This window comes from Clostridium sp. C2-6-12, from assembly GCF_009928485.1.
Lineage (GTDB): Bacteria > Bacillota > Clostridia > Clostridiales > Clostridiaceae > Clostridium.
The window spans coordinates 18,350-44,482 of record NZ_JAABNP010000039.1; the positions used below are offsets into that span (position 1 = coordinate 18,350).

Annotated in this window: 19 protein-coding genes and 1 other annotated feature; of the genes, 6 read left to right on the top strand and 13 right to left on the bottom strand. The window is 30.7% G+C overall.

Annotation, left to right across the window (positions count from 1 at the left end; genetic code table 11):
• Positions 1–130 precede the first annotated feature (130 nt).
• Positions 131–982: a helix-turn-helix transcriptional regulator gene (locus GXK56_RS23275; protein ID WP_160691948.1), complete on the top strand. Its 852-nt coding sequence runs from the start codon at positions 131–133 to the stop codon at positions 980–982.
• 135 nt (positions 983–1,117) lie between these two features.
• Positions 1,118–3,736 (top strand): glycoside hydrolase N-terminal domain-containing protein, encoded by a 2,619-nt coding sequence (locus GXK56_RS23280; protein WP_160691950.1) that lies wholly within the window; start codon positions 1,118–1,120, stop codon positions 3,734–3,736.
• Between the two features lie 88 nt (positions 3,737–3,824).
• Here GXK56_RS23280 and GXK56_RS23285 read toward each other — a convergent pair whose 3' ends face one another.
• The 5 genes from GXK56_RS23285 to GXK56_RS23305 form a co-directional block, all read right to left on the bottom strand.
• Positions 3,825–4,793, bottom strand: coding sequence for an alpha/beta hydrolase-fold protein (locus GXK56_RS23285; protein WP_160691952.1), 969 nt, complete (start codon positions 4,791–4,793; stop codon positions 3,825–3,827).
• Between the two features lie 136 nt (positions 4,794–4,929).
• Positions 4,930–6,591, bottom strand: coding sequence for a glutamate--tRNA ligase (gene gltX / locus GXK56_RS23290; RefSeq protein WP_160691954.1), 1,662 nt, complete (start codon positions 6,589–6,591; stop codon positions 4,930–4,932).
• Positions 6,592–6,661: 70 nt separating this feature from the next.
• Positions 6,662–7,252, bottom strand: a complete 591-nt coding sequence (locus tag GXK56_RS23295; protein WP_243156227.1) for a hypothetical protein — start codon at positions 7,250–7,252, stop codon at positions 6,662–6,664.
• A 98-nt stretch (positions 7,253–7,350) separates the two neighbouring features.
• Positions 7,351–7,583 (bottom strand) — a binding site (T-box leader).
• 80 nt (positions 7,584–7,663) lie between these two features.
• Positions 7,664–9,343 (bottom strand): M3 family oligoendopeptidase, encoded by a 1,680-nt coding sequence (locus tag GXK56_RS23300; RefSeq protein ID WP_160691958.1) that lies wholly within the window; start codon positions 9,341–9,343, stop codon positions 7,664–7,666.
• Between the two features lie 189 nt (positions 9,344–9,532).
• Entirely contained in the window at positions 9,533–10,894 is a 1,362-nt protein-coding gene (locus tag GXK56_RS23305) for a peptidoglycan-binding protein (protein ID WP_160691960.1), read from the bottom strand.
• Positions 10,895–11,102: 208 nt separating this feature from the next.
• On the opposite strand from GXK56_RS23305, the gene GXK56_RS23310 reads away from it, so the two are divergent.
• Positions 11,103–12,149, top strand: coding sequence for a galactose ABC transporter substrate-binding protein (locus GXK56_RS23310; RefSeq protein ID WP_160691962.1), 1,047 nt, complete (start codon positions 11,103–11,105; stop codon positions 12,147–12,149).
• 63 nt (positions 12,150–12,212) lie between these two features.
• On the opposite strand, the gene GXK56_RS23315 is transcribed toward GXK56_RS23310, so the two are convergent.
• Positions 12,213–13,142, bottom strand: coding sequence for an EamA family transporter (locus tag GXK56_RS23315; RefSeq protein ID WP_160691964.1), 930 nt, complete (start codon positions 13,140–13,142; stop codon positions 12,213–12,215).
• Positions 13,143–13,343: 201 nt separating this feature from the next.
• On the opposite strand from GXK56_RS23315, the gene GXK56_RS23320 reads away from it, so the two are divergent.
• On the top strand, positions 13,344–14,249 hold the full coding sequence (locus GXK56_RS23320; RefSeq protein WP_160692000.1) for an AraC family transcriptional regulator: 906 nt from the start codon (positions 13,344–13,346) through the stop codon (positions 14,247–14,249).
• A 46-nt stretch (positions 14,250–14,295) separates the two neighbouring features.
• Here GXK56_RS23320 and GXK56_RS23325 read toward each other — a convergent pair whose 3' ends face one another.
• A complete protein-coding gene (locus GXK56_RS23325) occupies positions 14,296–14,883 on the bottom strand; it encodes a hydrolase (protein ID WP_160691966.1) in 588 nt (195 codons plus the stop codon).
• Positions 14,884–15,107: 224 nt separating this feature from the next.
• On the opposite strand from GXK56_RS23325, the gene GXK56_RS23330 reads away from it, so the two are divergent.
• Positions 15,108–16,529, top strand: a complete 1,422-nt coding sequence (locus GXK56_RS23330; RefSeq protein WP_160691968.1) for a PLP-dependent aminotransferase family protein — start codon at positions 15,108–15,110, stop codon at positions 16,527–16,529.
• Positions 16,530–16,681: 152 nt separating this feature from the next.
• Here the strand turns inward: GXK56_RS23330 and GXK56_RS23335 are convergent, their stop codons facing one another.
• Positions 16,682–16,984, bottom strand: coding sequence for a hypothetical protein (locus GXK56_RS23335; protein ID WP_243156226.1), 303 nt, complete (start codon positions 16,982–16,984; stop codon positions 16,682–16,684).
• 586 nt (positions 16,985–17,570) lie between these two features.
• Between GXK56_RS23335 and cooS the strand changes: the two genes are divergently transcribed.
• The gene (cooS, locus tag GXK56_RS23340; RefSeq protein WP_160691970.1) at positions 17,571–19,490 is read left to right on the top strand and encodes an anaerobic carbon-monoxide dehydrogenase catalytic subunit; all 1,920 of its coding nucleotides are present in this window, start codon (positions 17,571–17,573) and stop codon (positions 19,488–19,490) included.
• A gap of 273 nt (positions 19,491–19,763) precedes the next feature.
• Here cooS and GXK56_RS23345 read toward each other — a convergent pair whose 3' ends face one another.
• The 5 genes from GXK56_RS23345 to GXK56_RS23365 form a co-directional block, all read right to left on the bottom strand.
• A complete protein-coding gene (locus GXK56_RS23345) occupies positions 19,764–20,294 on the bottom strand; it encodes a glutathione peroxidase (protein ID WP_160691972.1) in 531 nt (176 codons plus the stop codon).
• A 298-nt stretch (positions 20,295–20,592) separates the two neighbouring features.
• The gene (locus GXK56_RS23350) at positions 20,593–22,575 is read right to left on the bottom strand and encodes an EAL domain-containing protein (protein WP_160691974.1); all 1,983 of its coding nucleotides are present in this window, start codon (positions 22,573–22,575) and stop codon (positions 20,593–20,595) included.
• Between the two features lie 206 nt (positions 22,576–22,781).
• Positions 22,782–23,216, bottom strand: a complete 435-nt coding sequence (locus tag GXK56_RS23355; protein ID WP_160691976.1) for a helix-turn-helix domain-containing protein — start codon at positions 23,214–23,216, stop codon at positions 22,782–22,784.
• Positions 23,217–23,381: 165 nt separating this feature from the next.
• The gene (locus GXK56_RS23360; RefSeq protein ID WP_160691978.1) at positions 23,382–25,427 is read right to left on the bottom strand and encodes an amylo-alpha-1,6-glucosidase; all 2,046 of its coding nucleotides are present in this window, start codon (positions 25,425–25,427) and stop codon (positions 23,382–23,384) included.
• A gap of 269 nt (positions 25,428–25,696) precedes the next feature.
• On the bottom strand, positions 25,697–26,029 hold the full coding sequence (locus tag GXK56_RS23365) for a hypothetical protein (RefSeq protein ID WP_160691980.1): 333 nt from the start codon (positions 26,027–26,029) through the stop codon (positions 25,697–25,699).
• Positions 26,030–26,133 lie beyond the last annotated feature (104 nt).

Genomic DNA, 26,133 nt, shown 5'->3' on the forward strand with positions numbered 1-26,133 from the left:
ATTTACTAAATGACATGTATATTCATCTCTTATCTTCAATTTGTATCACCCCATATGTAAAATAGTTAATTCGTAATAAATTATTGTTATACTAAAATTTTTCACTTATAGTAAATATGAGGTGAACACAATGAATTTTGGAATTGAATTGCAAAATTACAACTTTTTAATAAAACTTGAGAACTGCTCCATAAGAATTATAGATGGAAATTGGGGGACTTTTAAAAAATCTTTTACTAATCATATGCACAGCTATTATGAACTTCATTATGTATCAGGTGGGCAAGGTGCCTTAATTGCTGATACTTTAAATATTCCCCTGTACAAGGGTTGCTTTTATCTTCTGCCTCCAAGAATTAATCATGAGCAATTGAGCAATCCATTAGATAATTTAGAAGAATATCATCTTGCCTTTGAACTCACTTGTAACTCTGAAAAAGATTTAGCTTGGAAATGCCTCTTTTCCAATGGATATTATAATACTAATCAAAATAATCTTGAAATCTTTTTTGATAACATAGTTAAAGAATCTAATGAAATGCAGTATGGTTATGTAGATAAAATTCATCAAAATATACAGTCAATTTTTATTACGCTTATAAGATCAATTTCTAAAAATAACGATGAAATTTCTGTTACACAGGCCAACTGGGATGATAGGCGTATAATGCTCATAGACCAAGCATTTATCTATGAATATAATACCATTGCCCTATCAACCTTAAGTAATAAATTAAAGCTTAGCACTCGGCAAACACAGAGATTTATACAAGATAAGTATGGAGTTCCTTTTTCAACGCTAAAACTCCGATCAAGGTTGAGCCATGCTGCAATGTTATTAACTACAACAAAACTATCCTTGGATGAAATAAGCCTTCAAGTTGGTTACCTGAATTATTCATTTTTTAGCAAATCCTTTAAAAATCAATATAAAATGACTCCAATGAATTATCGAAAATCTCATTATCAAGAACAGACATAACTAAGCTGGTTATGCTTATATGACATTTTTTATTTAACAAGGTCATATAAGGCTATGGTTAAAATTATTAATATAGATTTATAATATCCTTAGAAAACTTCATGTCCATATTATGTATAAAGAAAGGGATTTTATATGTCACAAAAATACAAAACCAAAATATCTTCTAACTCATTTACTGAAATCATTCCATATTATAATTATGACATCAGAGAAGCAGGCTGGCGTGACGGAATGGTTATTGGCAATGGTGAAAATGGTGTAGTCTGCTCATGCTCTCCTTATTCTGAAACACTAATCTATCAAAATATGTACTTCATTATGCCTTCACGTCAACCTCGTTTTGTACCACCTGAAGTTACGAGTGAGCTTAATGAAGCTAGACAAGCAGTAATAAATTTTGATGACAGTTGGAATGTCCATGACAGAAATCGTACATTTCTTTATTGTTTTCACCCAGGCCACCAGCTCAGATTGAATATGGCGAAACAGGAAATACTAGATTATTCTCGTGAAACAGATTATGAAAAAGCTGAGATATCAGTCAAGTATTCAGATAAAAATGGAACATGGCTAAGAAAAACCTTTACCTCGAGAGAGGATAATGTAACTATTACAGTAATAAACAAATCTAGTACAGACACAAAAATCAATGTTGATATTTCAGTAGATGATTTTTCTTCTATGAAGAATTTTGGTGGAGGTGTTATTAAAAACGGTGTAAAACGTGATGAAGAGAACATGCAATACAAAAAGCTTGTTGATGAAGAATGTTCCTACATCTCAATGGTTGCACATTACCCGTCCTATGATGGAAGTGAACTTTCAGAGGGTGGCTTTGCAGGCGTTACTAGAGTTATTACAGTTGGTGGAATGAAAAAGAAATTGCTTGGAAATGATTCAAAAGAAACTGTTAATGTAGGAATTGATAAAAATCCGATTATTAGCATTACAGGTGCAGATAAAGTTTATTTAATCACAAAAACTTCACGTACACATCATATGGGTAAATTAAGTGATTTTTCAGATACTGAAGAATATGATATAATCAATGAATTGCTATCTGATACTGAAAAAGTAGATACTAAATACAAGAATGAGAATGATAACTTTTCCTATAATTCAGCACTTGTACCACATGCAAAAAAACATTCATTGCTATTTAATTCAGTTTCATTCAGTCTTGGCTCAGATAGATACAAATATTCCTATAATGAAGACTTATTAAAGAAACAAGCAGATAGTAACAGCTTACTAGATGCTCTTGTAGAAAGAGCCTATAATCAAGGCAGATATGCACAGATATGCTGTTCAGGTTTCTCCGCTCCACGACTTTGCGGTCTTTGGACAGGGGAATGGAATCCTGGATGGAATGGTGCCTACACTATGGATGCTAATGTAAATCTTCAGGTTTCTGGAATGAATACAGGAAATATTTACGATGCCGCATTAGGATATATATATTTTGTTCTAAGGCAGATAAAGGATTGGGAAGAAAATGCAGCTTTAGTCTATAGCATGAAAGATGCTCTGTTGATTCCAGTCAATACAGATGGTGACAGAGCTATAATGGTTGAATATGATCAAGATTATCCTTTTCAATACTGGAATGCTGGAGCAAGCTGGATGCTTTTACCTATATTCGAGTTCTGGCAGTGTTTCGGAAATCAACAAATACCAGTTAATGATAAGATAAGTCATATATATAAACAGGAATATATTGATTTGGAAAAAGATATTTTATATCCACTCCTAAAAAAACAGGCTAACTTTTGGGAACAGTTATGCACACCAGAATATTACACTGATATCAATGGGAAAGCTTGTTACGAAAAAGGAAAGAATAAACTTTTAGATGGAGAGAAATATCTTATCATTCCATCCTACTCCCCTGAAAACAAACCAAATGGCTACAACAGTATAATAACCGCCAATGCAACCATGGATATTTCTGCAGCAAGGGATGGACTGAAGATGACCATTTCCATAGAAAAAGCATTGGCGTACAATAACTATGAAAAAGAAGTGGAAAAATTGGAAAAGCTTATTGATAAACTTCCTGAATATAAATATGACGACACAGGTGCACTGTGTGAATGGGCAATGAATGAATATGAAGAAAATAACGCTCATCGCCATATAAGCCACCTATATTGTGCATGGCCAGCATATGAAGCTAATAATAATGAAATGTTGACTGCGGCATGCAATACAGCTATAGAAAATAGAAATCGTGAGAATGTTGGAAAGGATGATACAGCATCTCATGGATGGGTTCATAAGGCATTAGTTGCTGCAAGGCTTAAAAATGGCGAATCTGCATATGATTTACTTAATACCATTATGTCCAGTGATATTTATTTTACATCTCTTATGACTGATCACAATACAGATAGAAGCAGGGGGGTGTTCTGTACTGATACTTTAATTGGGACAGTAGGTATCATAAATGAAATGCTTTTATTTTCAAATACAGGTGAGATAGAACTTCTTCCTGCATTGCCATCAAAGTGGAAAAAAGGTTCTATAAATGGACTTATGGCTAGAACAAATGCAAAAATTACAAAACTTGAATGGGATCTTACTAAAAGAAAAGTTATTGCTTCTATTCTCTCTTATTCTTCACAATCAATCAAGATTACATGTCTGATTGGTACAGGCTCCTTTGAAACATCAAATGGAGTAATATATACTAATGGTGATGAAATAGAATTTAAGAAAGATCAAGAAATAACCATTAGTATTTGTATATAAAATTAATATGTAAATAAAATTATTAAACCTTCAGTCTGATGAAAATATCAAACTGAAGGTTTTTCTATATACTTAAAAAATAATTCCTTTATTTAAAAATTCTCTTTGCAAAGTTATAAAGACCATGTTTCCAAACAGTAAAATCATGGTTACCATCAATAGTATACCAAATATGGTTAACTTTATTCTCAATTAATGTTTGGTGATAAGTGTTAGGTGTATTTCTAACAACACCATCATTATTTCCAGTACATATCATTATTAGTTTAGGGGTATTAACAGAGTTTTGTGGAATAGTAAATTGTTCTTTAGTAAATTGACCTGGGAAATTTAATTGGCTATCTGCAAGTAATCCAGGTGCTGGTGAAAACGCTCCTATATAACCAAACTTATCTAGGTTCTTAAAACCTATGTATAAGGATTCTTTTCCACCCATTGAAAGTCCAGCTATAGCAGTATTTTCTCTTCCTTCTTTAACTGAGTATTTTGATTTAATAAAAGGCATCAAGTCATTATTTAAATCATTTACAAAATTATCAAAAGCATTTATGTTTTCTTGACTAAAAATATTTTTAGGTACTGAATCATCAGCAGCTGCACGAATATTAGGCATTACTACAATCATATCTGATGCTTTATTTTCAGAAGCTAAATTTCCTATTATTGCTCTTGGGTTTCCATCTAGCCATTCAGAATCTGTGCCGCCTATGCCGTGTAATAGGTATAATACTGGATATTTCTTATCAGCTGAGTAGTTCGCTGGCAATAAAACATAGCATTTTCTTGTAGATCCAGTTGTTTTTGAGCTATAGGATACTTCTTCTAACTTTCCATATTTTACATTAAGTTTATTAGTATCAAAACCATAAGGGACCTCATAGTCAGCCTTAGCTTGTACCTCACTTCCTGTAAGTTGTAATTTTTGTCCAGCATCTTTTAAGTTTATTTCTGCTACATTAGTATCAGCAAATGCTGTGACTGCTAAAGGTTCACTACACATGCAAGATATAAATAAAGTAGAGAAAGCTAAACAAAATGCTTTCTTTCTTAAATTCATAAAAAAACCACCTTTCAATTTATAGTATTCATTCCTTAATTATACAATTACAAAAAGTCAATATCAATCGTTTTCATAAATAATAATCATAAAAAAAGCATGACACCCTATAAATAAGGGTTTCATGCCTCAATATCTATATATTTAAAAATTTATCAAATCTACTTCTAGTATTTTCTTCACCTATTATTTGCATTATAGTATATATGTCCGGTGAGTTAGTTCTATGAGTTAATGATGCTCTCACTGCACCTGCAACATCAGAAATCATACCTTTGTATTGATCTGGATTTGCTTTGAAATCTTTTCTATTTGCGCAATATCCAAGTCTAAGTCCAATTTCTTTTAAATCTTCAAACCAAGCTTCTTGGTTTTCAACATTAAAATTGAACTCTTTTTTATAAGTTTCAACAACTTCTTTAGCAGCTTCTAGGGTCATTCCCTTTGGAAGTTCTATTTGCTCTGCTGTTTCTTTATAGAATAATTCATCAAAGAAATAGAATATTTTAGCTTTTACTTCATCCCATTTAGCAAAATCTTTTCTTGGTTTTGGACCTTCTTTATCTATATTGAAGATTTTCTTTGCCATAGCTTCATTTCCTGAAACTAATTTAAACATTTCTTCATCAAATTCTTTAGCCCAAGCTGTATATTGATTATATACATCTTCAGCCTTCATAGCAGCAATACAATCCTTTGCTACATCATTTAACTTAACTAAATCGAATAAGGCTCCACTCTTACCCATTTTCTCTAAATGAACTTCAAATTCATGATAATCCACTTTAGGATTTTCAGCTCTCCATTCTTCATAAGTAGAATTTACTATATTAAGTAAATATTCAATTACTGTTACTGTTGGGAATCCAACTTCCTTATAATAAGAAACAGCAGCTTCTGGATCTTTTCTCTTAGAAAGCTTTCTCTTTGATCCTCCATCTTGCTTCATTATTACTGGGATATGAGCATATCTTGGAGCTTCAAAACCTAAAACTTCAAATAATTGAACATGTATAGGAAGTGATGATAACCATTCTTCTCCTCTTATTACATCAGTAGTTCTCATTAGACAATCATCAATTGCATGCGCAAAGTGATATGTTGGAAGACCATCTCCCTTTATAAGTACTACATCTTGATTGTTTTCTGGGAACGATATATCACCTTTTATTAAGTCATGGAATTCAACTCTATTTTCAGGATTTCCAGGAGATTTTAATCTTATAATGTACTTTTCACCATTTTCAATTCTCTTAATAGCTTCCTCTTCAGTTATATTTCTAAACTTAGCATATTCTCCATAGTAACCTGGAGTAATTTTATTGGCCATTTGTCTTTCTCTTAATTCTGCTAATTCTTCTGGAGTGCAGAAATCTGGATATGCTAAGCCTTTTAAAAGCAAATCTTTTGCAAAAGTATTATATATATCAGCTCTTTCACTTTGTTTATATGGGCCATATTCCCCTTTAGACGTTTCTTGTCCTGTCATACCTTCACTAAAATCTAAGCCAAAGTTATGCATAGTTGCAATTGTATCTTCTATTGCACCTTCTACTTCTCTCTTTTGGTCAGTGTCTTCTATTCTTAAATAAAATACTCCACCACTTTGACTTGCTATTCTTTCATTGATTAATGCAGAAAATACTCCACCTATGTGTTGGAAACCTGTTGGACTTGGTGCATATCTTGTAACTCTTGCACCTTCTTTTAGATTTCTCTTTGGATATTTTTGAATATAATATTCTGTTGTATGTTCAACATTTCCAAATATCATTTCTGCTAATTTTTCAAAACTCATTATATATCTCTCCTTTAATTTTTTTGTGCACAAGGTATTTCTGGCCCCTTGTTATGGCAATTTATTTTTATCATAAAGATATTACAACTTCAGCAATTTCCTTTTTCTCAATTAATGGAATTTCATATTCTTTGAAAATCAATTCGATTCCAGAAACATCATCTGGCAGTGCAGGTGATACAACAAAATTATAACAAAAATGATCTGCTGCACCACCTCCACTTTTCATTCTGCAATTATATTCGTTTCCTATAAATAGTTCAAAACTACTATGCTTTGATATGCAATTTGAAGGATCATCTATATCATTCTTATCTATAATAAAATTTATAATACTTGCATTTGAGTACTGACGAATTACAGTTATAGAAAAAAGACGATTATCTTTCTCTGCTATCTTTAATACTGGTATATTCATCCTAAATTCTTCTGGCTCAACAACTGGTTTATATAATTCTTCCTCCCATAGTGAACTGAATACTGATTTTAATTGATTCTCATATAAATCAAACTTTAATGCCCATTTTGAGATATACTCAAAAGGTGGATAACCCGGATTATTCTTCGAGATTTCCTTACGCTTTTTTATTAATTCACAAATCTTCTCATCAACTTTAACTATTTTTTCTTCATAATGATCAGTTGGCCTTCTAAACGGCATTAATTCCACTTTGCACCTCCCAAGAAATTTTCTTATCTTTAACATTTCTGAAACCCTGTAATTTCCTCGTACAATAAAAAAATCCTCTCATCCTAAAAACTTAGGACGAAAGGAATATCTTCCGCGTTACCACCTAGATTGATCAAACTATTATAAGAGCTTAATCCACTCAATTATCTTTAAGGGAATAACCCCACAAATATACTACACCAAAAGGCTTTCTATTCATTGCTCCAAAGCTTCCTTCAATAGTTTTAAATTCCAGGTTTACACCCTCCCTAGATCTCTTAAAATTAAAATACTATTTACTCTTCTTTTTCAACACACTTATCTTTTATAATTCAATTTTATTATTTATGAAATACAAGTCAATTATACATTTTGAAAATACCAATGTAAAGATAATTTAATTTATAATTTTATCTTATCAACAATTTCCTTTATAAATCCATCTTCAAATGGACTTTTAAATCCAATCTTATGAAGCATATTAGGGAAATAATCTTTTGCTGATTCTAAGCTGAATGTAATATATTTTTCCCATGCATCCTTATAATCTTCATCCATTCTTGTCTTAAATTGAAGTGCACATGTTTGTGCAAGACAATAATCAATATAATAAAATGGACTATTATATACATGTTGTTGCATTTGCCAAGTACGTCCCTCACCATAGAATTCATCATCATTAAAAGCAAGATGTGGTTTATATTCCTTTTCCAATTGCCTCCAAACATCTCTTCTTTCAGAAGGTGTAAGTTCTGGTTTTGTATAGATTATTTCTTGGAATTCATCTACCATACATCCATATGGTATAAATGCAATAGCATCTTCTAGCTGCATTTTTCTATAATCTTCAGCTCTGTCTCCAAAAAATAATTCCATCCATTTGCCTGTGAAAAACTCCATTGACATTGAATGCACTTCAGCAGTTTCCATAGTTATATTGTTATGCTCTAGTATTTCATCATTTCTTGTTAGGTATCCTTGGAATGCATGGCCACATTCATGTGTCATAACATCTACATCACCACTTGTACCATTAAAATTAGCAAAGATAATTGGAGCCTTATAAAGCATAAGCATATCCATATATCCACCTGCTTTTTTATTTGGTCTTCCTAGCACGTCAAACAATTCATGTTCTAACATAAAATCAAAAAATTCTTTTGTTTCTGAAGATAATTCTCCATACATTTTTTTACCTGCTGCAAAAATATCATCAGCATCTCCAATAGGAATTGGGTTTCCATCAAGGAAATAAACTCCTTCATCAATATAATCAAGTTTTTCTATACCAAGACGTTTTCTTCTTTCCTCATGCATTTTAGATGCAAATGGTACAAAAAACTTTTTAACTTGATTTCTAAAATTAGCAACATCATTTTTATCATAAGAATTACGCTGCATATTATAATAGCCAAGCTCAACAAAATTATCATATTTCATTGCCTTTACCTGTTCATTACGATTAGCTACAAGCTTATCATAAATTTCATCTAACTCATTCTTAACTGTAATGAGTTTTTCACTTCTAGCTTTTGCTGCTTCAATTCTTGTTGCTCTATCTTTGGATTTTAAATATTTTCCTAATAAAGATAAGCTAAGTTTTTCACCTCTAAATTCTACATTTATTTGAGCAATTAATTTATTATATCTTGAGGCAAGAGCATTTTCCTCCTGTTTAAGTGGAATAAGCACATCATCAAAAGCTTTTAACTTAATTTCTATATCTTTAAAAGGAACTTCTCCTATCTTCTTTTCAAAAAAAGATCTATATTTAGAATTTAAAAATAGCTTTTGATATTTTACTGTAAAACTCTCAATTTTAGGAGCTATTTCATCGTAATAATCCTGCTCTTCTTCATAAAATTTATTTGAAACATCTCCATCATGCCTCATTCCTGCTAAAATAATAGCAGTACGTACTTTTATCATTAAATTATAATATTTTTTATGAACTAAAAACTGTTCTTCTCCATCTTTAGCTTCATTAAATTCTTTTATTATTTCTAGGGCTTCCTTTTCAAAATCTTCAATTTTTATTCTTTCATAAGGAAGTTTTGATAATTTAAAATTTTCCTTTTCCATCAATTTCACTCCTAACTTAATTGGTTCATGTCGGTTAAATATCTGCTTTACCATGCAGATATTTAATTTATTGTACATTTTCTATTATATAGTTATTTTATAATTTTTTGTATATTATAAAAAATATTTTTCCATAAAAAGAAAAAATAGCAGTTTTCTTTAACCCAAACTGCTATTTATTAATGAAATTTAGTAATAAAACTTAGGAATTCCTCTCTTATTATCCATTCCCGGTATAATTGGTGGAATGAACTCGTTTAATGCTCTGCTAGACTCAGTGGTTGTAAGTTCTGCAAGTTTTGTTACTCCAACATAAACATCTGATATCTTGTACCAGGTTGCATAGTCAACTACACCTGTTTGAGGCAAGGTAAATATTTGTTGAAATACTTTCACTGCATCTGCAGTTTTTTGCGTGTACTGGCCATCTTCAGCCTGCTTTGGAATTAATGGATAATTTCTAGCTATTCTATTTAATTGACCTTGAATTGTCCTTACATCTGTGCCCGTTGAACCTATAGTTAAAGGAGTTCCTGGATATGACTTTGGACTTCCTTCAACCTCCTTTGCAGTAAGTAATTCAATATCATCTCCATAGTAGTATCTCAATATATCATAAGGAGTTCTGCCTTGTTGTGCTAATGATTGGCTTCCCCATTGACTTAACCACTGAGGGCAGCTAACACTCTTACCGTCACAATATTGTGAAAAAAGAGGCTGCTTCTTTCCAACTCTTTTTATATAAGTAGAAAAAATCTCATCGACCACCTGACTTATACTGTCATAAATATTTCTTCCATAATTAAAAGCATGATCATAAGCTGTAGAGCTTGTAATATCATAATTTTTACCTTTTCCTCTATACCATTCAGTAAAAATTCTATTTAAAGTAAAAGATATAATGCAATAAATATTTGCTCTTATAGCTGAATTATTCCAAGTTGAATATATTTCACATGAAGCAACATTTTTAATATAATCTTTAAATGGTACTGTATAATTTGGAGCTGATGGATCATTAGGACTTCCTTGATGAACAATAATGTATTCTGGAACAACAACTTCTGGCAATACAACTCCTGAAGTTGGTGGTGGAACAGGTTTCTCTTCATCTTCAGGTATTTTAGGCGGAAAATTTCCATTTAAGGTATTGGGCTGTACATTTATAACCTCTTGTCTCATATTACTTCTTCCTAAGTTTGGTGCTAAATTACATATTTGATATGCAACTTGGGTAGGAAATACTTGACATCCTCTTATTACAATTGGATTAAAACCATTTCTCTCAACAGTTATATCATATAAGCTGTAGGGTAAATTAGTACTTTCTTTATTCAAAGAATATTCTAAAGGTGGTGCTGGTAAATCTATTTGCTGAGTCAATCCAGCTGAATTTGTAGTTAAATCAATTGTTTGTAAATTTCCTGTGCCTTCCGCACCCCTTACAGTTATCTTTGCTCCATCAATGGGAATGTAGTCATTGCCTCTAAAACATTGGACCTTTAACCTCCCAATATTACTCATGGGATTTATGTTATTTGTAATATCCATATAAAGCCTCTCCATATTTTTTCTCAAAATATTATATTTCAGCAGCTTAATATTTATTACAAAATTAAACATATCTTTATTTTGAATTTGCCTAATATTGCATTTTAACCTTAGAAAAATAAGTAGATTTAACATGAAGTATAAATCTAAAATAAAATGACAACATAATAATAACTATTGTAATTTGAAAATATTTGTGGAGGTCAATATGAAAGTATCAAAAAATATATTTTTTCTTCCTATTATATCTATATTATTATTCCTTTTCGTTACAAGAAATATTGTTTATGCCACTTCTGCTCCTAATACTCAAACTCCAATTAAAGCAGCTGTATTTTTAAATGATTTTAATGATCAATTCATTAGTAATGTTAAGAAAAACTTAGAAGCTATTCAAACGAAAAACGGAAATAATATCCAATTCACTTTTTTTGATGGTAAGGGAAATCAAGTTATTCAAAATCAAGAAATTTATCAATCACTTAATAAGCCCTTTAACCTTATTATATTAAATCCAGTAAGTAGTGATCTTAATAAAATTCAAGATGTCTTGAATAAAATAGGACAAAACAATATTCCATTAATCTTATACTATGGAAAGACCACACCAATAGTAAATTACCTAAAAACTTATCCTAATTCTGTTATTATTGACACTGATATTAATCAATCTGGAATAATGCAAGGAAAAATCTTAGCTGATCAATGGAATTCAAACAAAGAACTTTTAGATAGAAATAAAGATAATATAATGCAGTATGTTTTGCTAAAAGGCCCTGTAAATAGTCCAGAAACAATAGCAAGAACAAAATATTCTGTTCAAGCAATTAACGATTCAGGAATTAAAACTCAGGAGCTTTCTTCAATCACTTGTAATTGGGATGAAGAATGTGCTAGAACTGCTATTGAATCAAATTTATTGACTCTTGATGGAAAAATAGAAACTATAATTGCTAATAATGATGCCATGGCAATAGGTGCTGTTAAAGCCCTTCAGAAGTATGGATATAATAAAGGCGATAAATCAAAATATATTCCAGTTGTCGGTGTAGATGCCTTACCAGAAGCTCAAGCATTAATTAATCAAGGTGCCCTGACAGGTACAGTTGTGCAAGATCCGCAGACTCATGCAAATGCAATTTATACCATAGGCATGAATCTAAGTTCTGGCAATCCACCCCTTAGTGGTACAAATTATAAATTTGATGAAACTGGAATTACGGTTGAATTACCTTATTATGAATACTTAAAATAACCCGTTATGTTAGTATTCATCTACACCCATAACATTTTAAGTAAAATATTATGGGTGTATCATTTAAGAAACTAACTCTTTGGATTCCTTAAGACTTTCTCCATTTTTAATCCAAGATAAAATTATAATAGTGATTATAATAAACGCTGTTCCTAGCCACTCTGCTATTCCAAGCTGTTCATTTAACCATACTACAGATAACAAAGCTGCAGATAAAGGTTCAGCTGAGGATAATATACTTGATTCTATTGGCTTTATATACTTCAAGCTTTCCAAAAAGCATGTGAATGCAATTAAAGTTCCAAATAATACTACAAATATGATTGCAAGTATCGAAGCAACAGACCACTCACCATTGCAGTCCCATGGCTGATGAATAAAGCTGAAGGCTACTCCACCTATTAGCATTCCCCATCCAACTACTAATACAGAGCCCCATTTTGTAAGTAGTGAACGTGGCTGCAAAGTATAAAAAGCTGCTGCGAAAGCTGAAGTAATTCCCCAAAATAAAGCCAGTTTTGAAATTGATATACTATGAACATTGCCTTTTGTAATAATAAGAAAAGTTCCTGACATGGCTAAAATTATAGCCATTAGCTCTTTTAAATTTGGAATTCGCTTAGTTTTGATAGCTAAATAACAAGTTATTATAACTGGAGACATATATTGAAGTATTGTCGCTGTTGCTGCATTTCCATATTTTATAGCAGCAAAATATGTATATTGAACACCTAACATACCTATGATGCTGAATAATATAAGCCTTAACCTATCCTCTTTAAATTTCCATATTTGAAATATATCTTGTCCACCTTTAATAGCGGATAATACTAATAACGCAATTCCTGATACTAATAAACGTATTACAACAAGCCATTCTGGAGTAAAGCCGTTTTTTTGAAATAAAAATTGAGCAACTGTTCCAGATACTCCCCATAGCATTGCAGCTGTAATTACTAATATTATTCCTTTTATTCTTGATTCAAATTTCATTATATTTTCACTCACCTTTTAAGTTTTTTTATTTTCAGTATAACTTTAATTGTATTAACTTAATCAAGTAATTACTTTCTTCAAGCTACTATAAATATATTGATTAATATAAAGTAATCTGTAATAATTTTATTATTATATTAAGCTATCCACAATTAATATATTATCAAAAATTAAAACTATATTAGCGAGATGATAAAAATGCAAGCAACAAAAATAGAAGTAAATGATAATTTACAAGAAACAGTAAAACATGGTTCTTATGATTTTCCACTAGCAATCTATACTGACAAATTCAATTTATTTGAAGAAGGGTATATAAGGTGGCACTGGCATAAAGAGCTGCAATTTTCATATTCCCTTTATGATAAGGTAGTTGTTTTTATTGAAGATGAAAAAATAGTTTTATGTCCAGGAGAAGGAGTTATGATAAATTCAAATGTCCTACATCAAATTAAACCATATAACAATAGTGATTGTATGATGTTTTCTCTTGATTTTGATCTTTCTTTAATTGGTGGTAAAGAAGAATCTCTTATAGAAAAGAAATATTTAATTCCATTTGCTGAAAGCAACACATTAAAGTTTGTAAGCTTAAAACCTGATATTCCATGGCAGAAAAAGATATTGGAACACTTAGAGACAATCTTTATGTTATATAATGACGAGCCCTATGGATATGAGTTAGAAATTAAGAATAACCTAGGCATCCTTTGGCTTAACTTAATTAAAGAAATGAAAAACGAAATCAAAGCTTCTCATACTTCAGTTTCAAATGATAATGAGCGAGTAAAATTAGCTCTTGAATATATACACAAACATTATGCAGATAATATTATTTTAGAAAATATTGCAATGACAGCAAATATAAGCAAAAGCGAATGCTGCCGCAGCTTTAAAAGAATTTTAAAAATCACACCTTTTGAATATTTGATGGAATATAGAATTTCAAAGGCAGCTGAACTTCTTTTAAAAAGTACAGATTCTATTTCTAACATTGCTTTTGATGTAGGTTTTAATGGAATAAGTTACTTTGGAAAGATCTTTAAGAAGTATAGAAACTGCTCACCTTCTGAGTATAGAAATAAATATTCCAATTTGAGATGAGAATACTTATTTACTAATTCTCCTCTCAAATTGAAGAGTATAAATCTTATTCAAATTCTTTCATGCTATTATTTACACTTTCCTCACATGATCTCATAGCCAAAATTGTTTTATCTAAAAGTTCATCTAAAGTCCATTCAAGTAATTCTGCTCCCTTTTGAATAATATCTCTTGAACATCCAGCTGCAAACTTTTTATCTTTATACTTTTTCTTTAAGCTTGATAATTCCATATCCATAACACTCTTTGATGGACGCATTCTTGCAGCTGCACCTATAAGCCCAGTTAATTCATCTGTTGCAAATAATACTTTTTCCATAGTATGATTTGGTTTTATATCAACACAAATTCCATAGCCATGGCTACATATAGAATAAATCATTTCTTCACTTGCATTAATTTCCTTCAATAATGCTGGAGCTTTTACGCAATGTTCTTCAGGCCACATTTCAAAATCAATATCATGTAAAAGTCCTACCATTGCCCAATAATCCGCTTCACTTCCAAAGCCTAATTGTTCTGCATACCATCTCATAACTCCTTCTACTGTAAGAGCATGAAGTATGTGAAATGACTCCTTATTATATTTCTTTAGTAAATCAATTGCTTCATTTCTTGTAATTGAATTGTTCATTATATTTCCTCCTGTTAATTAAATAGTTATTTTATCTTTTATTTTATACTTTGAAGTTACTGTTAAGTTTGTAAGTAAATATATTATACATATCCTAAAATATTTCTTGTTTTCAAGATAACTGAATTGTTTGTTTTTTCAAATTATACCATTGCATATATTTGCATACAATAATATAATTGTATGCAAAACAATTTGATTGAAAATTTGAAAGGAGGTCTTTTATGCCTGTTAATTCCTTTGATAACTATCCAATGAGCTGGAAACCAAATATAACTAATAAAAAGTGTCCTATTTATAAAGCATTAGCAGACTTATTAGAAGAAGATATTAAAAATGGAATTTTAAAACCTGGCGATAAGCTGCCTCCACAAAGAGAGCTTGCCGATTTTTTGGATATTAACCTAAGTACAATCTCTAGAACCTTTAAATTATGTGAACAAAAAGGATTAATAAGTGGAACAATAGGCAGGGGTACTTATATATCCTCTGATGCCAATGTTAACAGTACTCTTTTAAATCCAACACATGCACGAAATTTAATTGAAATGGGTGCTACACATCCAACTTATTCACAAAATAAATATGTAATTAAGATCATTGAGAATATGTTAAAGCAACCTGATTCTCATAAGTTTTTAGAATACTCTTCACCTTGTGGAACTTCTTCACAAAAATTATCAGGTGTAAAATGGCTGAAAAAAGTTAACATAGATACAACTGAAGATAATATTCTCCTTGCTTCAGAGGGACAAAATGCCTTATGTGCGGTTTTATCTTCTCTTTTTCAACCTGGTGATCGTATTGGTACTGATCCATTAATTTATTCAGGCTTAAAAACTTTAGCTAAAATGTTAGGAATTCAATTGGTTCCTATAATGCAAGAAAATAATGAAATGTCTCCTTTAGCTTTGAGAAATTATTGCAAGAATAATGATTTAAAAGGTTTATATTTAATCCCTGATCACCAAAATCCAACTACACACTCCATGTCTTTGCAAACAAGAAAAGAAATTGCTAAAGTTGCAGTGGAATATAATTTAATTATCATTGAAGATGGCATAAACAGTATATTAAGTGAAAATAGCAATACTCCAATTGCTTCACTTGCTCCTGAACATACTATTTATATATCAAGTACTTCAAAAGCATTATGCGCTGGACTTCGCATTGCATTTATAGCTACACCTTCTATTTATAAAAAAAGTCTAGAATCAGCTTTATATAATACAAATATTATGGTATCACCTTTTAATGCAGAAATTGTCCATAAGCTTATAAGCTCTTCCGTTGCAGATAAAATAATTAAAGAGCGTAAAGAAATGACAATAGAAATGAGCAATTTAACAGATTATCTTCTGAAAGACTACAATCTTATAGGAGATAAAAGCTGTAATTTCCGCTGGCTCCTGTTACCTGAAGGCTGGAATGGCAAAACATTCGAAACCTGTGCTAAAAATGCAGGTGTCCAAGTTTATTGTGCTGAACGTTTTGCTGTTGGCAATGCACCCGTACCTGCAGCTGTTAGAATTTCCATAGCTTCTCCCAAAAATTTAAAGGAATTAGAAAAAGGCATAAACATACTAAAATCCCTATTAAAAAATGATGATACATTTACTATGTCACAAAATTATATCTTTATATGATAACTATATTTCACAACTGTAAAAAGTACACTATTATTCCTTCAGCAGCATTTAACATGAGAAATCTTACAATTTAACATAAGAAACTTTACAAAAACACACCGAGTATTGATTATTATTGATACTCGGTGTATTTGTATAATTATTTCATTTTACCAATTTCCCCCAGGGGTCTGACCCCAATCAAAATACCTGCTCATTTTGCTCATAGCTAATAATTTAGAAGTACCTGTTTTTTCCCAGCTTTCTACTTGTTCAATTGCCTCTTGAGGTTTCTTTCCTAGTCCTACAAGCACTCCTGCCAATATAAATTCCTGATACAAGTGTTCAGGATTAATTCCCTCTTTAGCTTCTGCTAGTGCACGATTAACTAGTGGAGTAATATATTTAACCCAGTCATCAGGAGTATAATTAGCTGTGTTATTAACCATTTCATTGGCTTTAGTTGTTTCCATAGATTTTACTCATTCTCCTACAAATAATTAACTCACTTTTATTTTATTACTTATTTATAGATTTGTTCTTTGAAATTCTACAAATAAATATAAAACTATACAGAAAGTATAGATAAAGGGAAATGGGTAAAGGTATCTTTGAAGTAGCCAACGAAGTAAGCAATCTTTATCTGCTAGTGAATATCAAGCAGCCGCAACAGAGCGAATCTGAACTTCCTTTCCCTTAGGAATATGAACCTCATATTTAAGTTCACAGCTTTCTCCAATCTTTATTTTATCTGTTGACGCAGGAATTGCTCATAAATTATTTGCCCCCTTTTCTTTCTTACAGATTTTTTTCGATTCATATACTTCTTAGATATATTATAAAACTTTTACTATGACAAATGTATGTCATAATTACTTTTAATCTATAATTGGTAACTGTCACCAATAAAAATTTTAACTTACATAATTATCAGTTTTATTGGGAAATCTATTTTTGTTGTAAAAAACTCTAAAAACTAATATTTTTAATACGCAAATCTTTGGGTTTGAAATACCTTTTTATATTTTACATTAAACAAATTAAAGGAGTGACTAATTTATGAGTGAAAAAACACAAGAGAGATTTGAAGGCAGAGCTAGTTACCATGACTCTGTTGAAGAAATGCTTAAAAGAATTAGAGAAGATGGAATGTCAAATGCCTTTGACAGATATGCACAACAGGAAAAAATCCGTTGTAACTTCTGCCTTCAAGGTATAAGCTGTCAATTATGTTCAAATGGTCCTTGCAGACTAAATGAGAAAACTGGTCTTGAAAAAGGTGTATGCGGAATCGAAGCAAACGGTATGGCCATGAGAAATTTTCTTCTTAAAAATATTATGGGAGCTGGTACTTACAGCCATCACGCTTATGAAGCTTTTAGAACTCTAAAGGCTACAGGTGAAGGAAAAACACCTTTTAAAATTACTGATGTAGATAAACTTAAGTGGATGTGTGAAAAAGTAGGCATAGATACAAATCAAGAAACTAATAAAATGGCAATTCAATTGGCTGATTTACTTGAAGCACAACAACATATAGGAATTGACGAACCAAACATCATGGTAGAAGCTTTTGCTCCAAAAAAGAGAAAAGAATTATGGAAAAAGCTTGATATATCACCTGCCGGAACAATTCACGAAGAACAAAATTGTGTAGCAAGCTGTCTTACAAATGTTGATGGAAGTCATGTTTCACTTGCAATGAAAGCACTTAGATTAGGTATAGCTACAATTTATAACACTCAAATAGGACTTGAAATGGTTCAAGATATACTCTTTGGAACTCCAAAACCTCATGAGGTTAATATGGATCTAGGAATTATGGATCCAGAGTATGTAAACATAGTATTTAACGGGCATCAACCTTGGCCAGGTGTTGCTACTATACTAAAAGCTAGAACTCCAGAGGTTCAAGAAAAGGCAAGAGCTGCTGGTGCAAAAGGACTTAGAATTATAGGTTCTATTGAAACTGGTCAAGAATTGCTTCAAAGATTTGAAATGGATGAGGTTTTTGTAGGCCACATGGGAAATTGGCTTACTATTGAACCTTTACTAGCTACAGGAACTGTTGATGTCTTTGCAATGGAAGAAAATTGTTCTCCACCTGCTATAGACATGTACGCAGAAAAATATCAAATAACCTTAGTTTCTGTAAGTACAATAATTGATATGCCAGGTCTTGAACACAAAATTCCTTATGAACCTTCTGAAGTTGCTGATATGGCTGATAGATTAATTGATTTAGGAATAGAAAATTATAAAAAGCGAAAAGAAAGAAAAATAGTTCCAATGGTTCCTCAAAAAGTACAAAAAGCCATAGCTGGTTTTTCAACAGAAGCAGTACTTGGTGCTCTTGGCAATAAACTAGATCCATTAGTTGAAGTTATAGCTGCTGGAAAGATTAAAGGCGTTGTCGCTCTTGCTAATTGTTCTACCTTAAGAAATGGTCCTCAAGATTCTATGACTATAAACCTTACAAAGGAACTTATTAAAAAGGATATCTTAGTAGTAAGCGGCGGCTGCGGTAATCATGCGCTTGAAGTTGCTGGTTTATGTACAGTTGAAGCTGCTAATAATATGGCTGGAGAAGGCTTAAAAGAAGTATGCAACATGTTAAAAATCCCTCCAGTATTAAGCTTTGGAACTTGTACTGATACAGGAAGAATCTCAATGCTGGTTACTGCCCTTGCAGATCATTTAGATGTTGATGTATCTCAACTTCCTATAGCAGTTACAGCTCCTGAATGGATGGAGCAAAAAGCTACTATAGATGGTGTATTTGCTTTAGCATATGGTACCCTTACTCACTTATCTCCTACACCATTTATGACAGGTGCTCCTCAGCTAGTACAATTACTTACTGAAAAAGCAGAAGATGTGACAGGTGGACGAATAACTTTAGGTGATAATCCTAAGGAGGTTGCTGATAATATTGAAGCACATATAATTAAAAAGAGAAAAGAAATGGGACTCAGTTAGCAGTTAACAGCTTGTGCCATTTAGTAAAACATTTAGTCTATCAAAGTTAATTTTCTTCATTAAAAACCGGAGTCAAATTAAAGCTTAAATAAGCATTTAATTGACTCCGGTTTTTTAATAACAATTCATAGAATAATAAAAAAATCAGAAAAAGTTATATGCTCTTTATATAGCTAACATATAACTTTTTCTAATCTATATTGGGAGGATTATTATTTATAATGGCAAACTCTGAAAATATAAATTTTCTTTTATTTCTTCAATAATTTGTGACTATAATAATTCTTTAATTTGTTCTTCTATTTTTTCTGGCTCAACTGTTGGTGCAAATCTAGCTATTACTTTACCTTCTTTAGAAACTAAGAATTTTGTAAAATTCCATTTAATATCATCACCACTTGTATTAAAGCCTTTTTCTGATAAGAAATTATATAATCCCTTTGATGCATCATCTTCATTAGCAGAAGGGGCTTCTTTTTTTAAGAAAGTATATAAAGGATCGCTACTTTCTCCATTTACATCAATTTTAGCAAAAGTTTTAAATGTTGTACCATATGTTAATTGACAAAAACTCACTATTTCTTCATTGCTTCCTGGAGCTTGCTCGAAAAATTGGTTTGAAGGAAAATCTAATATTTCTAATCCACTATCTTTATACTTGTCATATAATTTTTGAAGACCTTCGTATTGAGGTGTGAATCCACAGCCTGTAGCTGTATTAACAACTAAAAGTACTTTACCTTTATACTCCTCTAGTGAAACTAAATTTCCCTTTACATCTTTAACTCTAAAATCATAAATCATTCGACATATCTCCTTCTAAATTTTATTTTATTATCTTTAATTTATTTATTTTTAATTTTACTCAATCTTTTTCACAAACTTAGTATATATTTTATTTTTATTCTTGTCAATTACTAAAATATATTTTTTCATTTACAATTAATATTAATTATTATTTATGCAAATGTTTCTCCTCCATAACAGCTATAGTATTCAAAACTCAAAAAAAGAGCTAGATAAAACATAATAATAAAAATGCTTTTTACCTGACTCCTAATCTAAAAATATTCCTTTATCTTATTAATTAATATATACATAACTACGCTAAAAATTTATCCTTAAACTCCTCTTCCTTCATAGGTTTACCGAAATAATAACCTTGAAATATGTCGCAATTAAGATCCTTAAGACATTCTATTTGTTCTCTAGTTTCAACACCTTCTGCTACAACTTCATAGCCAAAATAGTGACACATTTTTATAATTGTATTTACCATAACGTTAGTTCCATCATCAAAAACTAAAGTATCAATAAAGGATTTGTCAATTTTTACGCTATCAACTTGGAGCTTCTTTAAGTAATTCAACGAAGAATATCCTGTTCCAAAATCATCAAGACTTACCTTTATTCCATAACTCTTAATCTTTTTGATACTCTTTATAGCAATATCAAAGTCTCTTATTATTGTTGATTCCGTCACTTCAAACTCTATATATTCAAAAGGTACTTTATATTCTTGTATTATTTTTATAGCATTCTCACATATACTTTCGTCAATAATCTGTTCTGCTGATAAATTAATTGCTATTCTAAAATTTTTATACCCATCTTTAATCCATTTGGATATATTTTTACACACGTCAATAATCACACATTCACCAATATCTTTTATAAGCCCTTCTTCTTCAGCAAATTCAATAAAATCTAATGGTGGTATAATTACGTCTGCCTTAATCCATCTTACAAGGGCTTCTGCACCTAAAAACTTCTCCTCTTTTGAAACTTTAGGCTGATAAAAAGCTATAAATTCCCCATTTTTAATGCCTTCTTCTATTGCTTTTTTCTTTAGAATTTTATCATATACATCGGAATACATCTGTTCCTCATAAAATACATATTTATTTTTCCCAATTTTCTTCGCCTCGTACATTGCGTCATCTGCATTATTATATAAAGTTTCAAAATCCTCTCCATCTTGATTAATTACTGTTATTCCTATACTTGCGGTTACATAGTCAATGTCTTTTCCTTCAATATGAAAAGGCTCCTTAAAAACGCCTTGTATTTTCTTAACTACAATTTCTGCTTGATTTTTATTATAAACAGAATTAATTAAAAACAGAAATTCATCTCCTCCCATATGATAAACATGATCCTTAGTATGTATTACTCTTTTAAATCTTTTCCCTACTTCTTTTAAAAGTTTATCTCCAAAATCATGTCCCAAAGTATCATTAACTGCTTTAAAATTATCAATATCCAAACTCATAAGTATTGCAAATTTATCTCTATATAACTCTTTAATATCTTTGGATATTGTATTAATAACATGATTCTTATTAGGTAATCCTGTTATTGAGCTATACAGTGCATAATATTCTGCCCTTTGATTAATTTTTTTAACAACATATATCATCAAAATAAAGAAACCAATCATGAAAAAGTTAATAATAAAAATTGTATGCATAATTATCTTTTCATTTTTTTTATTTTGCTTGTTTAACATATCAATGCGATTACTTGAATAATTTACTAATTTTTTGCTCAATTCAATTCTTTTGTCTTCAGATGAAATTATTTCTTTTATTTCTTGCTGCCCAATTGTATTTGAATTATTAATCTCCTCTAAAACGCTTTTAATTTTATTATTATACTCGGTATCTGAACTTATTAACTCTTCAATCAATGCTTTTTCTTCATATAATAAATTATTTAACATTTTATATTTTTGAATATTTTCATCAATATCTTTTGAATATATCTTTAAGCTTTCTAATAGAGCTTCATTCCAGCTGCTGGAATATTTACTTGAAGATATTCTCATATTTAATATATCATCATTTATTTTATTAGCATAAATAGTAGCCATATAACCTTCTTCATAAATTTTATTTTGATTATTATAGCTATAATTCAAAGTTCCATGAATAAAGATAGTGAATGCTGAAAAAATAATTACAACTAAAATTGTTATTTTTTTAAATATTGACTGTAATCTGTTTCGTTCCATATTCTTTTCTATAGAAAATATTTCTTTAATTTTATTAATTACTTCTTTACCAATTATATTTAATTTTTTCATTATAAATATTCCTTCTTATCTAAATTAAATTTTAATTGTATAATTAAGCTATAAATTATATGGTAAATCTTTCTCATATTTCATACAATTTGCATATACAATACAAATATTACTACATGTTTTCAATAAATTCTATAAGAAATTTATATATAACAGTTACTTAACATTGAAAACAGCTGTCTCTATTGTTATTTGGGTTATTCGATTCACAAAAATAGACCACCAATATTTGATTGGTGGTGTGCTAAAATATTGATTTCTCCTTTTATTTTTGTAAGATTTCCACTCACTTCAAATTTTAGCTGAATTGGATGAAACTGATGTTTATTACGAAATTTTTGAGGAGACTGCTTATACATGCTTTTGAATGCAAGGCTGAAAGCCTGTTGTGATTCGTATCCTGCATCCAAAGCTATTTGAATAATTTGTTTTTCAGTAAATATCAAACTCTTAGCTGCCTCCGTTAATTGTCTGGGTTTGATATATTGATGCAACGCTAAACCTACTACTCCAGTAAACATTCGATGCAAATGATATTGTGAATACCAAGTTGTAGCAGCTAGATTGTCCAAACTGATTTCTTCAGTTAAGTGCTCCTCTATATAATCTATTAAGAACCTGATCACCTCAGTATTATTCATGAGTGTCACCTCCTTTTCTTAAATAATATCATTTCTATATCTTTCTATTTTCATATTTCTTCCTATATATTTTGTCCTTGTTTTGGTAAAAGCAATACAAAAAAAGTGAGAGAAAATCTCCCACTAAATTATTAAATATGATTGAGTAATGCTAGCTATATATGATTAGACATAAGGCAACACATCTCGAGTATAGGCTCTTAAAACCTCTCCTACACTCCAGGCTTGGCTATAACAGCCTCTGCTGGTAGCTGCAAAATCACCATCAAAAACTTCTGCAATTCCATTTATGCAGCCATCCTTCATATGATCCTCGAAGACTTCGCACATTTCCTTTGCCTTTATTACTGCTTCCTTAGAATAATCATTTACCTTACAATAAGCTGATATAAATCCGCCTATAGTAAAGCCCCAGGTTGTCCCCATATGATATGCTAAATCTCTCTTCATTAATGGCCCTGCGTATTCTGATTTATATTCCTCATCTAAAAAGGATAAAGACCTTAATCCATAAGTTGAATATAATTCTTTATATACCTTATTTACAACTTTCTTTTCCTTTTCTCTGTCTAACATTGCAAACGGTAATGATACTGCCCAAATTTGATTTGGTCTAACTCTTCCATCATTTTCATCAACAACATCAAATAAGCATTGCTTTTCTTCATTCCAAAACTTTTCATTAAAAGACTTCTTAACCTTTTCAGCTAAGTTTCTATACTTTTCTGGATCTTGTCCAAATTTCTCTGACAAGTATGCCATTATTGATAATCCATTATACCAAAGAGCATTTATTTCTACTGGCTTACCATGCCTTGGAGTAACTACTAACTCTCCAACTCTAACATCCATCCAAGTCACTTGATCCAATCCACTTCCTGCATGTATCAGGCTATCGTCTTTATCCATTCCTATATTAAAATCAGTTCCAGATGAATATGCATTTATGATTTCAATAAGTTTAGGAAATATTTTATCCTCAACAAATTTAAAGTCACTTTCTTCACCAGTATACTCTAAATATTTATATACAGCTTGAAAATACCACAAAGAAGCATCTACAGTATTGTACATTGGTTCTGCTCCTTTATCTGCAAAGACATTAGGCACAAGCCCATTTTTCACATATTGAGCAAAAGACTCTAAGATTTCTCTTGCATCTTCAAATCTCTTAGTAGCTAAAGTCAAGCCTTCAAAAGCTATCATAGTATCTCTTCCCCAATCCACAAACCAAGGAAAACCTGCTAAAACCGTCTTCAATTTTGTGCTGTTTCTATTAACAATAAAATGGTCAGCAGCCTTTACTAAATTTAAAGCAAATGGATCTTTATATTCTGATAATTCCATAAGCTCTTCAGCTCTTTCTCTATATTCCTTAACTATTTGAAATCCATCTTTAGAATCAATTTCTTCAACAGTGCATTTAAAATAAAATCTCTTAGTTTCAAAGGGTTCTAAGTCAATTTCAATATCATATGGTGTATAATGATTATCCAAGCCCTTTGAACCTGTTCTATTTTCAAATTCATAATAATGATTTGCCTCAATTATAGGATTTTTGTCACATGCACCAATTTGACTCTCCTCATTAGTGCTGCAACTTAATCTTTCTATCTTCCTTTCTTGAAATATCCCTTCAGAAGCTAAAAAGTTTATAGTTACATTTTCATCTTTATGAGTATATAATTTCAAAACCCTATCTTTTAATTCAGTCTTAAATTTTAATTCTTCAGCTTCTATAAACTGACCTGCTTCTTTAAATGTAAACAAAGGTGTCACGTTAATCTTTGCTTTTAAACTTCCATTTTCAACTTCATAACATATAGCCACAGTATTATGTCCATACTCCATTGCTATAGATTTTTTTATATGGATATCTTCAATTTGATATTTATATTCTGGAACAGAATCAAATTCAAATCTTTGAAGGTACTTATATCCTTCTTTAGAATAACTGTCATACTCCTGACAAGCTAAGTCATATTCCCTACCTTCAACCTTAACCATTTCCTGAGTTCTAGATAATATAGAATATCTGTCTACTGGTGGATTCATAGCTGCTATTAAATATCCATGATGAACTCTAAAGCCACTGTTAATTATAGTTTGCCCTGAATACCCTCCTATTCCATTTCCAATCATCCATTCTCTTTCATTTCCTTCTTCTAAAGTTCTCCAATTTCCTCTTCCAAATTTGTATGTAAGTTCCATACGGCTTCCCCTCTCTAATCACATTTTGGTTTAATAGTGCAAATATTTTAAAGTTTTTTGGTGTATATCTTTTCTTTGCACTATTTAATCGTATTGTTGAAAGCTTATCCGTAGCATTTCATACTTAAACTTATTCTCACTCCTTTTATGGTTATTCCCCTTCTAGGTTAAATTATACATTTGAAGTCAGCAATTAACAATTAGCAGTTTTCACTAATCTTCCTTAAAAATAAAAAACACTAGAAGAGAGCCTATTTCATTGCTCTCTTCTAGTGACTATGGTTTTTTCCTCTCCTACATCTACCAAGATCATCTTGACAATCTGCAAGCTGATCCATTAAATTATCTACCATCTTGTCAGTTAGACATATTTGATTATTTATTAGCTTGTCGTTGGTGCAAAGCAAGTAGCTAATAAAGTTTTGATTAGTATATGCATATAAAAATAGCAATATCATTATTAGCCTGCATAATAAAGCTTCTTGATTTCCAACAACCATTGTAGATAAGGTCAAGTCACTTACTGGGTCACAAGTACATCCTGGACCACTATTTGCTCCTAGTGTATCGAAATCAGAATTACAAAAATCGCAGTTACTCATTCTCTTCCTCTCCATGTACAAGAATATTGTATATAATATTATTATGATTTATCTGCATTTTTTGTTACTTCTTAAAACTAACTTGGAAATATTTTTCTATGATA

Coding starts and splice junctions, on each gene's coding strand:
- GXK56_RS23350 (WP_160691974.1), bottom strand. CDS start 22,575: ATGAAAAAATTAAATATAATTGGTAAAGAAGTAATTAATAAAATTAAA.
- gltX (WP_160691954.1), bottom strand. CDS start 6,591: ATGAGTTTTGAAAAATTAGCAGAAATGATATTTGGAAATGTTGAACAT.
- GXK56_RS23365 (WP_160691980.1), bottom strand. CDS start 26,029: ATGAGTAACTGCGATTTTTGTAATTCTGATTTCGATACACTAGGAGCA.
- GXK56_RS23320 (WP_160692000.1), top strand. CDS start 13,344: ATGCAAGCAACAAAAATAGAAGTAAATGATAATTTACAAGAAACAGTA.
- GXK56_RS23280 (WP_160691950.1), top strand. CDS start 1,118: ATGTCACAAAAATACAAAACCAAAATATCTTCTAACTCATTTACTGAA.
- GXK56_RS23275 (WP_160691948.1), top strand. CDS start 131: ATGAATTTTGGAATTGAATTGCAAAATTACAACTTTTTAATAAAACTT.
- cooS (WP_160691970.1), top strand. CDS start 17,571: ATGAGTGAAAAAACACAAGAGAGATTTGAAGGCAGAGCTAGTTACCAT.
- GXK56_RS23360 (WP_160691978.1), bottom strand. CDS start 25,427: ATGGAACTTACATACAAATTTGGAAGAGGAAATTGGAGAACTTTAGAA.
- GXK56_RS23315 (WP_160691964.1), bottom strand. CDS start 13,142: ATGAAATTTGAATCAAGAATAAAAGGAATAATATTAGTAATTACAGCT.
- GXK56_RS23325 (WP_160691966.1), bottom strand. CDS start 14,883: ATGAACAATTCAATTACAAGAAATGAAGCAATTGATTTACTAAAGAAA.
- GXK56_RS23305 (WP_160691960.1), bottom strand. CDS start 10,894: ATGGATATTACAAATAACATAAATCCCATGAGTAATATTGGGAGGTTA.
- GXK56_RS23330 (WP_160691968.1), top strand. CDS start 15,108: ATGCCTGTTAATTCCTTTGATAACTATCCAATGAGCTGGAAACCAAAT.
- GXK56_RS23295 (WP_243156227.1), bottom strand. CDS start 7,252: ATGCCGTTTAGAAGGCCAACTGATCATTATGAAGAAAAAATAGTTAAA.
- GXK56_RS23300 (WP_160691958.1), bottom strand. CDS start 9,343: ATGGAAAAGGAAAATTTTAAATTATCAAAACTTCCTTATGAAAGAATA.
- GXK56_RS23335 (WP_243156226.1), bottom strand. CDS start 16,984: ATGGAAACAACTAAAGCCAATGAAATGGTTAATAACACAGCTAATTAT.
- GXK56_RS23355 (WP_160691976.1), bottom strand. CDS start 23,216: ATGAATAATACTGAGGTGATCAGGTTCTTAATAGATTATATAGAGGAG.
- GXK56_RS23285 (WP_160691952.1), bottom strand. CDS start 4,793: ATGAATTTAAGAAAGAAAGCATTTTGTTTAGCTTTCTCTACTTTATTT.
- GXK56_RS23345 (WP_160691972.1), bottom strand. CDS start 20,294: ATGATTTATGATTTTAGAGTTAAAGATGTAAAGGGAAATTTAGTTTCA.
- GXK56_RS23310 (WP_160691962.1), top strand. CDS start 11,103: ATGAAAGTATCAAAAAATATATTTTTTCTTCCTATTATATCTATATTA.